This is a genomic window from Cellulomonas algicola (assembly GCF_003851725.1).
GTDB lineage: Bacteria > Actinomycetota > Actinomycetes > Actinomycetales > Cellulomonadaceae > Cellulomonas > Cellulomonas algicola.
The window spans coordinates 1-13,884 of record NZ_BHYL01000136.1 but is presented as its reverse complement, the minus strand read 5'-3'; the positions used below and the strand labels follow the sequence as shown (position 1 = coordinate 13,884).

Here is a 13,884-nt window from a genome sequence, read left to right as displayed (position 1 = left end):
CGCAGGGTCGGGTCGCCCTCGCGGCCCGGCAGCAGCGACCACCGACCGCCGGCCGCCGCGGCCGACGCGGCGCCTCCGCCGGGTAGCGCACCCGTCCCCGCACCCACGGCCGTCCCGGTCCCGTCGGTCGCGTACGCCCGGAGCCCTGCGCGCAGCCCCAGCCTCGGGCGCAGCGCCCGTCCCCGCGGCGACGGTGCGCGCGTGCGGTGCGCGGTCGTGCCGGTGCCGAGCCACGCGCGCAGCGGCGCGAGGCCGTCGTTCGTCACGAGCCCCGCCCACACGAGGTCCCAGAGTGCGGTCGCGACCTCGGTCGACGTCGGCGGCGTCTCCTCGGGGGACGTCGCGCGCACGCGCTCGACGAGCTGGTGCAGGAACCAGGCACCGCCGCCCGCGAGCGCCTCGAGGACGCCGTCGTGCAGCACGGTCGACGTCGGGTCGTCGGCGTCCCGGTCGCGCGGCGGCGGCAGCGTCAGGTCGGCCACCGACGCGGGGTGCAGCGACACGAGCCCGTCGTGCCCGGCGAGCGCACCGTGCCCGGCCCACACGACCTCGCCCGCGGCGGTGAGCTCGTCGAGCATCGACGGCGCGTAGTCGGGGACGCGCGCGGGCAGGACGTGCGTCTCCCACGCCGACGCCGGCAGCACGGCCCCGGCCAGCTGCTCGACGACGCGCGCGACACCGTCCACCCCGCGCAGGGACGCGTGACCCGCGGCGCGACCGGGCAGCCGCACCGGCTGCACCCCCTGCCACCGCGGCAGGAAGACGCCGAGGGCCTGCGGGTCGACGGGCTCGACCTGCGCGCGCAGCGCGGCGAGCGACCGGCGGCGCAGCGTGCGCAGCACCTGGGCGTCGCAGAACTCGTCACCCGTGCCGCCGAGCTCGTCGGGACGCAGCCGGCCGTGGACCAGGACGCCCGCCGACTCCATCCGCTGCAGCGCGTCCGACACGACGGCGACGCCGAAGCCGAACCGCGCCGCGGCCGACGCGGCCGTGAACGGTCCGCGCGTGCGCGCGTGCCGGCGCAGGAGGTCCCCGACGGGGTCGGGCACGAGCTCCGTGAAGACCTCGGGCACCCCGACGGGGAGCGCGACACCGAGCGCGTCGCGCAGCCGCCCGGCGTCCTCGACCGCGGCCCACTGCTCGGCGCGCTCGGGCGGGAGCCCGCCGAGCCGCACGCGGATCGCGCGGCGTGCGCGCGCGAGCTCGTCGAGCCACGCGCCGACCTCCGTGCGGTGGTCCTCGACGACGCGCTGCGCGGCCTCGTCGACGGTCAGCGGGCCGTGCCGGCGCAGCACGTCGGCGAGCCCCTCGAGCGACGACACCTGCCGGTCCGGCGCCGTGCCCGCGAGCTCGGCCTCCGTCCGGACGACCGCCTCGGGGTCCAGGAGGTCCGCGAGCTGCGACTCGCCGCCCTGGCCCAGCAGCTCCGCGAGCAGCGTCGGGTCGAGCGTGAGCGCGGCCGCGCGCCGCTCGGCGAGCGGCGCGTCGCCCTCGTACAGGAACTGCGCGGTGTACCCGAACAGGAGCGCCTGCGCGAAGGGCGACGGCTGCGGCGTCGTCACCTCGACGACGCGGACGCGCCCGTTGGCGACGTCGCGCATGAGCGACTGGAGCGCCTCGGTGTCGAAGTCGTCCTGCAGGCACTCACGGACGGCCTCGAGCAGGATCGGGAAGTCGGGGTACTGCGCGGCGACGGACAGCAGCTGCGCGGACCGCTGGCGCTGCTGCCACAGCGGCTGACGCCGGTCGGGTCGGCGGCGGGGGAGCAGCAGCGCGCGGCTCGCGGCCTCGCGGAACCGGGCGCCGAACATCGCCGAGGAGCCGAGCTCCGAGCGCACCGTGTCGAGCACCTCGTCGGCGTCGACCAGCAGGTCGTCGAGCCCGATCGCGGGGCCCGCGTCGACGTCGCTCCCGTCGGCCCACGCGTCCTCGCCGAGCACGTCGGGCAGCCGCAGGACGATCCCGTCGTCGGCGTGCATCGCGGCGGCGTCGACCCCGTACCGTTCGCGCAGCCGCGCCCCCACGACGATCGCCCAGGGCGCGTGCACCCGCGCGCCGTAGGGGGAGTGCAGCACGACGCGCCAGTCGCCGATCTCGTCGCGGAACCGCTCGACGACGAGGACGGTGTCGGTCGGCAGGTCGCCCGTCGCGGCGCGCTGCTCGGCCAGGTACGTGAGCAGGTTGTCGGCCGCCCACGGGTCGAGCCCGGCCGCCTCGACGCGCGCCCGCGCGGCCGGCTCGGGGAGCGTGCCGAGCTCGCGCACCCAGGCGCCCATCGCGCGGCCGAGCTCGGCGGGGCGTCCCTGCGAGTCGCCCTTCCAGAACGGGAGCCGCCCGGGGACGCCCGGCGCGGGCGTGACGAGCACGCGGTCGGGCGTGATGTCGTCGATGCGCCACGTGCTCGACCCGAGCGTGAACGTGTCGCCCACACGCGACTCGTACACCATCTCCTCGTCGAGCTCGCCGACGCGCCGCCCGCCGCGCACGCGGCCGCCGGTGCGCTCGGCGTCGACGGGCACGTCGCTCGTCGTCGCGCCGCTCGCGAGGAACACGCCGAACAGGCCGCGGTCGGGGATCGTGCCGCCGCTCGTGACCGCGAGCCGCAGCGCGCCCGGCCGCGCGGACAGCGTGTCGGTCACGCGGTCCCACACGATCCGCGGGCGCAGCTCGGCGAACTCCTCGCTCGGGTACCGGCCCGCGAGCATGTCGAGCACCGCGCGCAGCGTCGCGTCGCCGAGCGTCGAGAACGGTCCGGCGCGGCGGACCACGGCCGCGAGGTCGTCGACCGACCAGTCGTCGGTCGCGACCATCGCCACGACCTGCTGGGCGAGCACGTCGAGCGCGTTGCGCGGCACCGACAGCGGCTCGAGCGTGCCGGCCCGCATGCGCTCGGCGGTGACCGCGGCCGGCACGAGCTCACCGCGGAACGTCGGGAACACGACGCCGCGCGAGACCGCGCCGACCTGGTGACCCGCCCGTCCGACGCGCTGAAGCCCGCTCGCGACCGACGGCGGGGAGCCGACCTGCACGACGAGGTCGACCGCACCCATGTCGATGCCGAGCTCGAGCGAGCTCGTCGCGACCACCGCGGGCAGGCGGCCCGCCTTGAGCTCGGACTCCGTGCGGGTCCGTTCCGCGCGGCTCATCGACCCGTGGTGCGCGCGCGCGAGGATCGCCTCCGCGGTGCGGGTGTCGATCCCGACGGCCGTCCCCGACTGCGCAGGTGCCGCCGCAGGCCGCAGCGTGCCGGGGTCGGGCACGTCCTCGCCCTGGCGGCCGGCCCACACCTCGTTGATGCGCGCGGTCAGGCGTTCCGCGCCGCGGCGCGAGTTGGTGAAGACGAGCGTCGAGCGGTGGTCCGCGACGAGGTCGACGACGCGCTCCTCGACGTGCGGCCAGATCGACGGGCGGGTCAGCGGGCGGTCCGCGGTCCCGCTCAGGTCGAGGTCGGGCAGCGGGGTGTCCGTCCCGGCGGCGGTCCCGAGCTCCGTGAGGTCCGGGACGGGCACGACGACGTCGACCTCGATGCGCTTGGTCGACGGCGGCTGCACGACGGTCACCGTCCGGCCGCCCTGCGCCGCCGGACGCGCACCCCCGAGGAACTCCGCGACCGTCTCGACGGGCCGGACGGTCGCCGACAGCCCGATCCGCTGCACCGGCCCGGGCCCGTCCGGGCGGTCCAGCAGCGCGTCGAGACGCTCGAGCGACAGCGCGAGGTGCGCGCCGCGCTTGGTCCCGGCGACCGCGTGGATCTCGTCGACGATGACCGTCCGGACGCCCGACAGGCCCGACCGCGCCGCCGACGTCAGCACGAGGTACAGCGACTCGGGCGTCGTGATGAGGATGTCCGGCGGCTTCGTCGCGAACGCGCGCCGCTCGGCCGGCGGGGTGTCGCCCGTGCGGATCCCGACCGACACGTCGGGCAGCGTGCGACCGAGCCGCGCTGCGGCCTGCCGGATGCCGACCAGCGGGGACTGCAGGTTGCGCTCGACGTCCGTCGCGAGCGCCTTGAGCGGCGACACGTAGACGACGCGGCAGCGCGCGGCCGGATCCTCCGGCTGGTCCTGCGTGAGCAGGCCGTCGAGCGCCCACAGGAAGGCCGCGAGCGTCTTGCCGGACCCGGTCGGCGCGACGACGAGCGCGTGCTCCCCGCCCGACACCGCGGTCCACGCACCCGTCTGCGCGGCCGTGGGCTGCTCGAACGCGCCGGAGAACCACGCCTGCGTCGCGTCGGAGAACCGGTTGAGCACCACCGCGTCATCGTGCCAGGCACCGCCCACACCCGCCCTTCGCGGATCCGCACGTCGGTGTGGGCGCGGCGCGCGCGGGGTGGCAGGCTGTGGGCCGTGAGGTACCGGGAGTTCTGGGATCTGGTCGACGACGTCCTGGGCAGCGCCCAGGGCCGCGGGCTCGTGCGCGAGCTCGTCATCGGGGAGCTCGGCAACCGGACCGCGCAGCAGGCGCTCGACGACGGCGACGAGCCGCGCACCGTCTGGCACGCGCTGTGCGACGCGCTCGGCGTCCCGGACGCCGCCCGCTGGGGCACCGACCCGCACCGCGCGGCACCGCCGAGGCGCTGACCCCGCCGATGCCCGCCGACGAGCGCCCCGACCGCCCACCCCGCCGGTGGGTGCCGACGCTCGCCGACGTGGGCGACGTCCTGCTCGGCCTCGCGACGACCGCGCTCGGCCTCGGCGTCGCGATCGCGCTCGTCGACGGGGTGACCGCGCAGTCCCCGCTCGGGGTCGTCGTCGTCGCGCTCGCGGTCGCGGTCGGCGACCTCCTCCTGCGCGCGCCGCTGCGCTGGTTCGCAGCCGTGGCGGGGGCGATGGGCGCGCTGGTCGCCGGGCTTGTCGTGCAGGTCGCCGTCGCCTGGGTCGCGCTCGCGTACGCCCCCGGGATCGAGCTCGACTCGGCGTGGGACACCGCGGCCGTCCTCGTCGTGACGGCGGTCGTCATGGCCGCAGCCCGCTGGGTGTGGGGCGCGAACGACAGCGACTACGTGATCGCCGACGTGCTCCGACGCGCCCGACGGCACGCCCGCCGGTCGGGCGCGGTGCCCGACGGCACGCGCCAGGCCGGTCTGCTCGTCGTGCAGCTCGACGGCGTCGCCGAGCCCGTGCTCCAGCAGGCGATCGAGGCGGGCCTCGCGCCGACGATGCAGCGCTGGCTGACCGACGGCACGCACCGGCTCGAGCAGTGGTGGGCACGCGTCCCGTCCACGACGCCCGCGAGCCAGGCAGGGCTCCTGCACGGCGACTCGACGCAGATCCCCGCGTTCCGCTGGTGGGACCGCGGGCTCGGCCGGCTGGTCGTCACGAACCACCCGGTCGACGCGGCGCTCGTCGAGACCCGGCTCACGACGGGCAAGGGCCTGCTCGCGGGCGGCGGCACCGCCGTGTCGACCATGTTCTCCGGCGACGCCGCGTCGGCGTACGTCGTGATGAGCCGCACGCGCAGCCGCGGGCCCGACGGCGAGCGCGCCGGGCTCGGGCCGGGACCGTCGTTCCTGCGCTTCTTCGCGAGCCCGTTCGTGCTCGCGCGCGCGGTCAGCCTGTCGCTCGGCGAGATGGTCAAGGAGCTCTACCAGGCCCGCCGCCAGCGCGTGCGCGACGTGCGCCCGCGGATCTCGCGCGGCGGCTGGTACGTCGTGCTGCGCGGCGTCACGAACGTGCTCATGCGCGACCTGTCGACGTCGCTCGTCGCGGAGGCGCTCATGCGCGGCGACCCGACGATCTACGTCGACCTCGTCGACTACGACGAGATCGCGCATCACGCCGGCCCGACGCGACCCGAGTCGATGCGCTCGCTCGAAGGGCTCGACCGGGTGCTGCGCACGCTCGAGGCGGTGTGCGCCGTCGCGCCGCGCTCCTACCGGGTCGTCGTGCTCTCCGACCACGGGCAGGCGCTCGGCCCGACGTTCGAGGACGTCGAGGGTCGCAGCCTGCTCGACACGGTGCGTGCGCTCATGGCGACACCCGCCGCACCGGGTGTGCAGAGCGGCACGGGCGAGGACTGGGGGCCGCTCAACGCGCTCCTGACGTCCGCGTTCGGCGGCGGCCGCACCGCGACCGTGGTCGGTCCCGACGCCCGTGCGCGCGACGCCGGCGAGGCGACCGCGGGCGGCGAGGCGCCCGAGGTCGTGGTCGTCGGGTCGGGCAACCTCGGCCTCGTGTGGTTCCCGCACGCGTCGCACCGCCTCGTGCTCGAGGACCTGCAGGAGCGCTGGCCGGGGCTCGTCGTCGGGCTCGCGGCGGTGCCGACCGTCGGCGTCGTCGTGGCGGACACGCGCGACCGCGGGCTCGTGGCCGTCGGTGCGCGCGGCCTCGTGCTGCTCGAGCAGGACGACGCCGAGCCGGAGGGCGAGGACCCGCTCGCGCCCTACGGCCCGCGCGGGCGCGCCGACCTCGTCCGGGCCGCCCGGCTCGCGCACTCCGGCGACCTGCTGCTGGTGTCGACCGTGTCGGACCGCGGCCACGTCCACGCGTTCGAGGGGCAGGTCGGCTCGCACGGCGGGATCGGCGGCGACCAGAACCGCGCGCTGCTGCTGCACCCGACGGACTGGCCGGTGGACGACGACCTGCGGGAGGACGTCGGGTCGCTGCGGATGCTCGTCGGCGCCGAGGCCGTGCACGCGCAGCTCGTGCGCTGGGCGACCGCGGCGGGGCTCCGCCCGTGACCGCACCGGGCGCCGACCGGGCCGACCGCGGCGGGACCTCGCCCGCGACCCCACCGTCCGCATCGTCGGCGCCGTCCGCACCGTCCGCACCCGGCGCGGTCCGGGTCCGCTGGCTCGGGCACGCCACGGTCGCGCTCGACGTCGACGGCGTCCGCCTGCTCACCGACCCGCTGCTGCGCGGCAACGCCGGCCTGCTGCGGCGCCGCGGCGAGGCGCCCGACGCGACGCACTGGCAGGGGGCCGACGCCGTCCTCGTCTCGCACCTGCACCACGACCACGCCGAGCTCGGCTCGCTGCGGCTGCTGCCCGGCGCCCCGGTGCTGTCCTCGCCCGCCAACGCGCGCTGGCTGCGCGCGCACGGCGTGGACGGCGCGCTCGGCCTCCCCGACCACGTGTGGTGGTCCGTGCCCGGCAGCGACGTCCGCGTGCGGCTCGCGCCCGCGGTGCACGCCGACCGCCCGATGCCGCACCGGCCGAACAGCGCGCACGGGTTCCTCGTCGACGCGCCGTCCGGCCGGGTGTGGTTCGCCGGCGACACCGCGCCGTTCGCCGCGATGGCCGACCTGCCCGCGCTCCTCGGCGGGCCCGTCGACCTGGCGCTCGTGCCCGTCGGCGGGTGGGGGCCGCGGCTGTCGGGCGGGCACATGGACCCGTCGCAGGCCGCACGGGCGTGCGCGGTGGTCGGCGCGCGGGCGGCCGTCCCGGTGCACTGGGGGACGCTGCACGCGCCCGTGTCACGACGGCTCCCGCCGGGGTGGATGGACCGTGCTGGCCCCGCGTTCGCCCACGCCGCCGCGCGGTTCGCGCCGCGGTGCCGCGTGCACGTGCTGACGCCGGGGGACCAGGTGGAGCTCACGGGCGAGGACGCACCACCGTCGGACGGCGAGCACGGGCGGACGCCCCGCCGGCCGGGGCACGGGCGCACCTGACCAGCGAGGTCGTCGCCGGACGCGGCGCCCACACCCTCCCAGGGCGCGCCCGAGCCCGGGGGACAGGGCGGTCGCGACACGCGCGGCGTGTCGCACGTCGTCGAACACGTGTTCGGGTATCGTCGTCGGCAGGTGACACGGCCGAGCCGTCCACAGCCCCCGTCCGGCGGTGCCGGTCCACGGGTTGTCGGGGGAGCGGTCGGGATGTCGGTGGTCGGGCATAGCGTCACCTGCGACGAAGACCAGCCCCCGCAGGCGCAGCCGGACGCTGCTCGAACGACGAGGTGGAACATGCCCGCACCCCAGGACCGCGAGAAGGCCCTCGAGGCCGCTCTCAGCCAGATCGACCGCCAGTTCGGCAAGGGCTCGATCATGCGCCTCGGCGACGAGGGGCGTCCCCCCGTCGAGGTCATCCCGACCGGTTCCATCGCGCTCGACGTGGCGCTCGGCATCGGCGGGCTCCCGCGTGGCCGGATCATCGAGGTCTACGGCCCCGAGTCCTCCGGCAAGACGACCGTCGCGCTGCACGCGGTCGCGAACGCGCAGAAGGCCGGCGGCATCGCGGCGTTCATCGACGCCGAGCACGCGCTGGACCCGGAGTACGCGAAGAAGCTCGGCGTCGACACCGACGCGCTGCTGGTCTCGCAGCCGGACACCGGCGAGCAGGCGCTCGAGATCATGGACATGCTGATCCGCTCGGGCGCTATCGACATCATCGTCATCGACTCGGTCGCGGCGCTCGTCCCCAAGGCCGAGATCGAGGGCGAGATGGGCGACAGCCACGTCGGCCTGCAGGCCCGCCTCATGTCGCAGGCCCTGCGCAAGATCACCGGTGCGCTCAACGCGTCCGGCACGACCGCGATCTTCATCAACCAGCTGCGCGAGAAGATCGGCGTGTTCTTCGGCTCGCCCGAGACGACGACCGGTGGCAAGGCGCTCAAGTTCTACGCGTCGGTCCGCATGGACATCCGCCGGATCGAGACCCTCAAGGAGGGCACCGACGCGGTCGGCAACCGCACGCGCGTGAAGATCGTCAAGAACAAGATGGCGCCGCCGTTCAAGCAGGCCGAGTTCGACATCCTCTACGGCGTCGGCATCTCCCGCGAGGGCAGCCTCATCGACCTCGGTGTCGAGCACGGCTTCGTCCGCAAGTCGGGCGCCTGGTACACGTACGAGGGCGACCAGCTGGGGCAGGGCAAGGAGAACGCCCGCAAGTTCCTCAAGGACAACCCCGACCTCGCGGACGAGATCGACAAGAAGATCAAGGAGAAGCTGGGCGTCGGCGCACGGGTCGACGCGCCCGCCGACGCACCGGCCCCGGTCGACTTCTGAGGCCCGGCTTGTCTCGCACGAGCACCGGATCCCGTCGTGGGCGCGCCTCCGAGCCGCCCGCGACGGGATCCGCCGCGCACGACGCGGAGCCGGACCCGGAGTCCGTGGCCCGCGCGATCGCGCTGCGGATGCTCACCGGCGCCCCGCGCAGCCGGGCACAGCTCGCCGAGGGGATGGCGCGACGCGACGTCCCGGAGGAGGTCGCCGCGCGCGTCCTCGACCGCTTCACCGAGGTCGGGCTCGTCGACGACGTCGCCTACGCGGAGAGCCTGGTCCGGACGCGGCACGCCGAACGCGGCCTCTCACGTCGGGCGCTCGCGGTCGAGCTGCGGCGCAAGGGCGTCGCGGACGAGGACGCGCAGCGCGCGCTCGAGCAGGTCGACGCCGACGACGAGGAGGAGGCGGCCCGCCACCTCGTGCGTCGTCGGCTCGCGTCGACGGTGGGGCTCGACCCCCAGACCCGGACGCGGCGGACCTTCGCGGCCCTCGGTCGCAAGGGGTACGCCCCCGGGCTCGTGTCGCGGCTCGTTCGTGAGGAGCTCGCGGCGGAGGGCGTCGACCCGTCGGGTCTCGCCGAGCCGGAGCTGGACTGAGCCGACCCTCGTCGAGACGCGCGACGCGAGCGGCCTCGTCGCGCTCCGCACGACGTGCGACGGCCCCCGCGACGCAGGTCGTCGCGGGGGCCGTCGTCGCCGACCGGTCGCCGTGCGCCGGTCTCCTGTCGTGCCTGCCGCCGACTCGGCCGTCGTGAGCCACCTGGCGTGTCGTGTCGTGTGCCACCTGGCGTGTCGTTCAGGAGCCGGCGAGCGGCGCGAGGGGCAGACGGTCGTCAGGCGGAGGCCTGCGCGTCGGCGGTCGTGCCGATCTGCGCGGTCGACGCACCGTGCTGCACCTCGATGCGGCGCGGCTTCGCGTCCTCGGCGACCGGGATGGTCAGCGTGAGGACACCGTCGGTGTAGGTCGCGCTGATCGCGTCGAGCGCGAGGCCGCGTCCCACCGTCAGCTGGCGGGCGTACGTGCCGACGGGGCGCTCCTTGGCGAGCCACTGCACGTCCTGCTCGGTGCGCGACGAGCGCTGCGCGCGGATGGTCAGCGTGCGGTCCTCGACGTTGACGTCGATCGTGCCCGGGTCTGCACCCGGCAGGTCGACGTGCAGCACGTAGTGGTCGCCCGAGCGGTACAGGTCCATCGGCATGGTCGCCGACGCGCGGTCGGCGGCGAACATCTGGCCGAGCATCCGGTCCATCTCCTGGAACGGGTCGAAACGGGTAGCCACGCCCCTCACCTCCTCGTCGTCGGGTCGCGGACCTCCCGCGACCCGGGTGCTTCCCGGCGTCCTTCGCCGGGTTCGGCTACACCTCATGTGTTAGCACTCTCGGCGCGCGAGTGCCAGTCGCTCGTCGCCGGTGTTCGCGCTCGGAGAACACGGCGGCCGAGACGGCACCCAGGTGGGGGGTCATCGGACCAGTCGGGCGCCACCGCGGCGAACCTGCACCGCGCCCGGCGCCGGTTGGGTGAGAATGTCGCCAGAGCCGGGAGCGCGCGCCGCGGGCCCCGCACGACGGGAGGACACGTGGAGCCAGGTCCCATCGCCACGGTGATCGGGCTGCTCGGTGCCTGCCTGGTGGCCCTGATCCTGGTGCTCGTCGCCCGACGCGAGGCAGCCGCCCAGCGCGCACGTGCCGAGCAGGACGTCGCGAGCATCAAGGACGAGGCGCGCGCGCTCCTCGCCGACGCGGACCGTCGCGAGCGGCGGCTCGCGGAGCGCGAGCGTGCGCTCGCGTCGGACCGGGCGCAGGTCGAGGAGCTCGACCGCAAGGCGCGCACCCGCGCCGAGGAGGCCGCCGACGCCCGGCAGGAGGCGACGCGTCGGCTCGACGACGCGCAGCGGGAGGCGGACCGCCGCCTCGCCGCGGCCGAGCGTGACGCGCAGGCGCGCCTCGCGGAGGCGGACGCGCTCGCCGGTCGACGGATCCTCGACGCGGAGCGCGACGCGGTCGCGGAGCTCGAGTCGACGAGCGGTCTGACGCGCGAGGATGCGCTGGAGGAGCTCCGCCGGCGGCTCGTGGACCGGGCCGCGAACGACGCGGCCGCGCACGTCCGCCGTGCGGAGGCGCAGGCCCGCCGGACGGCCGAGGCGCGCGCCCGACGGATCGTCGCGACCGCGGTGCAGCGCACGGCCGTCGCCACGAGCGCGCAGGCGTCCACGACGTCGCTCCCGCTGCCGTCCGACGACATGAAGGGCCGCATCATCGGCAAGGAGGGGCGCAACATCCGCGCCTTCGAGGCGCTCACGGGCGTCAACGTGCTGGTCGACGAGCAGCCGGGCGCGGTCGTGCTGTCGTGCTTCGACGCGGAGCGGCGCGAGGTCGCCCAGGTCGCGCTCGAGGCGCTCATGGCCGACGGGCGCATCCACCCGCAGCGCATCGAGGCCGCGTACGCGGACGCGCTCGCGTCGGCGGACGAGCGCACGGACGCCGCGGGTCACGACGCGGCGGAGCGTGCGGGGGTCGCGGGCCTGCACCCGGACCTGGTGCGGACGCTCGGGCGGCTGCGGCTGCGCACGTCCTACGGCCAGAACGTCCTCGAGCACCTGGTCGAGAGCGCGCTCATCGCGGCGCAGCTCGCGGCGGAGACCGGCACGGACGTCGACATGGCGCGCCGCGGTGCGTTCCTGCACGACGTCGGCAAGGCGCTGACCGCCGAGGTCCCGGGCACGCACGCGACGGTCGGCGCCGACCTCGCGCGGCGGCTGGGGGAGTCCGACGACGTCGTCAACGCCATCGCGGCGCACCACGAGGAGGTCCCGGCGCAGACCGTCGAGGCCGTCCTCGTGCAGGTGGCCGACGCGATCTCCGCGGCTCGTCCGGGCGCGCGACGCGAGGAGCTCGACCAGTACGTCGAGCGCATGGACAAGCTCGAGCAGCTCGTGAGCGAGCACGACGGGGTGCGTCGCGCGCTGGTCATGTCGGCCGGCCACGAGGTGCGCGTCGTGGTCGAGCCTTCGGCGGTGGTCGACTCGGACCTGCCGCAGCTGGCGGTCCGGATCGCGCGGCACATCGAGCGCGACCTCGCGTACCCGGGCGAGATCAAGGTGACCGTCGTCCGCGAGACACGGGCGAGCGCGACCGCGGGCTGAGCCCACGGGATCCTGGTCGGCGTCGTCGGCACGCCGACCACCGCCCGCTGTCGGCACGCCGACCACCGCGCGCCGTCGGGGTGCGTCGACCGACCCGGGCCTGCGGGCCCGCGGCGGGTCGGCGCCCGGTCAGCGTCCGGTCGAGACGACGAGGCTCGGGGCCTCGGCACGCGCGCGCCCGGCGGTGCGCCGCCCGACCCGCCCGGCGAGCATGCCGGCAAGGCGCGTGAGGGCGTAGTTGATGACGATGAAGATCAGCGCGGCGACGACGAGCGACTGCAGGATGTTGCCCTCGCTGGAGCCGAGCCGGCGGGCGGCGTCGAGCAGCTCGGGGTACGTGATGATGTAGCCGAGCGCGGTGTCCTTGAGGATGACGACGAGCTGGCTCGCGATCGCGGGGAGCATCGCGAGCAGCGCCTGCGGGACCTCGACGAGGCGCAGCGACTGCGCGCGGCGCAGCCCCACGGCGAGCGCCGCCTCGCGCTGGCCGCGCGGCAGGTTGTGCACGCCGGACCGCACGAGCTCCGCGAACACCGAGCCGTTGTAGAACGTGAGGCCGAGGACGACGGCGACGAGCGGCAGGTCGTCAGGCGCGAGGATCTGCAGCCGGCCGAGCCCGAGCCAGAAGAAGATCATCATGAGCAGCACGGGGACGGCGCGGAAGAACTCGACGACCGCACCGGAGACGATGCGCACCCACCGGGCGGCGGACAGGCGCCCGAGGCCGAACACCACGCCGAAGACGGCGGACGTGACGATCGCGATGGCGGCGGCCCGCAGCGTCCCGACGAGGCCCGGCAGGAGGTAGTCGACCCACGGGTCGGGCGTGAGGAACACGGTCCAGAGGCTGGGCTCGAGCTGACCGTTGGCGCCGAGCCGGACGAGCACCCAGACGCCGATCGCGACGACGACGACGGTCGCGCCGATGTTGACCCACACCATGCGTCGGCGGGTGCGCGGCCCTGCCGCGTCGAACAGGACGGTCTCGTTCACCGTGCCACCGCCCATCGGCGCGAGAGGGAGGTCGTCGCGAGCCCGAGCGGCACGACGATGATCACGAAGCCGAGCGCGAACGTGAAGAAGATCAGCAGGATGACGTCGGGCCGGAACTCGATCATGGTCTTCATGAGCCCGGAGGCCTCGGCGACGGAGCCCGCGGCCGCCACCGTGGAGTTCTTGGTGAGGGCGATGAGGACGTTGCCGAGAGGCGCGACCGCGCCGCGGAACGCCTGCGGGAGGATCACGAGCCGCGCCGCGGACCCGAAGCCCAGCCCGATCGCACGCGCGGCCTCCGCCTGGCCGATCGGCACGGTGTTGACGCCGGACCGCAGCGCCTCGCACACGAACGCGGCGTGGTAGACGGCGAGCCCGAGCACCGCGAGGCGGAAGAAGTTCGTCTGGAAGTCCTGCGAGAGCTGGATGCCGAGCTGCCCCCAGAGCCCGAGGACGCAGAACACGATGATGATCGTGAGCGGCGTGTTCCGCACGAGCGTCACGTACGTCGAGCCGGCCCACCGCAGGCTCGGGACCGGTGAGATGCGCATGACCGCGAGCGCGGTGCCGAGCACGAGGGCGAGCACACCGGCGAAGAAGGTCAGCTGGATGTTCACCCAGAAGGCGCCGACCACGTCGAACTCGGCGAAGAGCGACGTGAACTGCGCCCAGGTGCCGTCGTCCACCGGCACTCCTCTCGTCCAGGGACTGTCCGGGGCGCGTGCCTCACGCCCCGGAACGGTGCGGCCGGGTGGTCCGCGCGACCTCGCCGCGCGGACCACCCGGTGTCACGGTCAGGCGCAGGCGGCCTG

10 protein-coding genes are annotated in these 13,884 nt (G+C 75.5%); 6 read left to right on the top strand and 4 right to left on the bottom strand.

The genetic code is table 11. The features are described from left to right. Positions 1 to 4,253: Lhr family ATP-dependent helicase (locus CTKZ_RS10165; protein ID WP_124342846.1), on the bottom strand; the 4,253-nt coding region annotated here is incomplete at its 3' end. A 93-nt stretch (positions 4,254 to 4,346) separates the two neighbouring features. Between CTKZ_RS10165 and CTKZ_RS10160 the strand changes: the two genes are divergently transcribed. The 5 genes from CTKZ_RS10160 to CTKZ_RS10140 all read left to right on the top strand — a co-directional run bounded on the left by CTKZ_RS10160 (position 4,347) and on the right by CTKZ_RS10140 (position 9,533). Beyond that, a complete protein-coding gene (locus CTKZ_RS10160; RefSeq protein ID WP_124342845.1) occupies positions 4,347 to 4,580 on the top strand; it encodes a DUF3046 domain-containing protein in 234 nt (77 codons plus the stop codon). A gap of 8 nt (positions 4,581 to 4,588) precedes the next feature. After that, complete coding sequence (locus CTKZ_RS10155; RefSeq protein WP_124342844.1) at positions 4,589 to 6,679, top strand: alkaline phosphatase family protein; 2,091 nt, start codon at positions 4,589 to 4,591, stop codon at positions 6,677 to 6,679. Beyond that, the gene (locus tag CTKZ_RS10150) at positions 6,676 to 7,608 is read left to right on the top strand and encodes an MBL fold metallo-hydrolase (RefSeq protein ID WP_124342843.1); all 933 of its coding nucleotides are present in this window, start codon (positions 6,676 to 6,678) and stop codon (positions 7,606 to 7,608) included. Before CTKZ_RS10155 ends, CTKZ_RS10150 begins: the two co-directional genes overlap by 4 nt. Positions 7,609 to 7,899: 291 nt before the next feature. Continuing rightward, positions 7,900 to 8,940: a recombinase RecA gene (gene recA, locus CTKZ_RS10145; protein WP_124342842.1), complete on the top strand. Its 1,041-nt coding sequence runs from the start codon at positions 7,900 to 7,902 to the stop codon at positions 8,938 to 8,940. A gap of 104 nt (positions 8,941 to 9,044) precedes the next feature. Beyond that, positions 9,045 to 9,533, top strand: coding sequence for a regulatory protein RecX (locus tag CTKZ_RS10140; RefSeq protein WP_235843432.1), 489 nt, complete (start codon positions 9,045 to 9,047; stop codon positions 9,531 to 9,533). A gap of 236 nt (positions 9,534 to 9,769) precedes the next feature. On the opposite strand, the gene CTKZ_RS10135 is transcribed toward CTKZ_RS10140, so the two are convergent. Then, the gene (locus tag CTKZ_RS10135; protein WP_124342840.1) at positions 9,770 to 10,216 is read right to left on the bottom strand and encodes an Hsp20/alpha crystallin family protein; all 447 of its coding nucleotides are present in this window, start codon (positions 10,214 to 10,216) and stop codon (positions 9,770 to 9,772) included. A 297-nt stretch (positions 10,217 to 10,513) separates the two neighbouring features. Here CTKZ_RS10135 and rny point away from each other — a divergent pair, with 297 nt between their 5' ends. Then, entirely contained in the window at positions 10,514 to 12,079 is a 1,566-nt protein-coding gene (rny, locus tag CTKZ_RS10130; protein WP_124342839.1) for a ribonuclease Y, read from the top strand. A 129-nt stretch (positions 12,080 to 12,208) separates the two neighbouring features. Here rny and CTKZ_RS10125 read toward each other — a convergent pair whose 3' ends face one another. Then, complete coding sequence (locus CTKZ_RS10125) at positions 12,209 to 13,072, bottom strand: amino acid ABC transporter permease (protein ID WP_124342838.1); 864 nt, start codon at positions 13,070 to 13,072, stop codon at positions 12,209 to 12,211. Continuing rightward, positions 13,069 to 13,758 carry an amino acid ABC transporter permease gene (locus CTKZ_RS10120; RefSeq protein ID WP_124342837.1) on the bottom strand — a complete coding sequence of 230 codons (690 nt, stop codon included), beginning with the start codon at positions 13,756 to 13,758 and terminating at the stop codon, positions 13,069 to 13,071. The genes CTKZ_RS10125 and CTKZ_RS10120 overlap by 4 nt, the downstream gene beginning before the upstream one ends. Positions 13,759 to 13,884: the final 126 nt, after the last annotated feature.

What these genes read in the sequence shown, in the direction of transcription:
- CTKZ_RS10155 (WP_124342844.1), top strand. Translation starts at nt 4,589, where the DNA reads ATGCCCGCCGACGAGCGCCCCGACCGCCCACCCCGCCGGTGGGTGCCG.
- recA (WP_124342842.1), top strand. Translation starts at nt 7,900, where the DNA reads ATGCCCGCACCCCAGGACCGCGAGAAGGCCCTCGAGGCCGCTCTCAGC.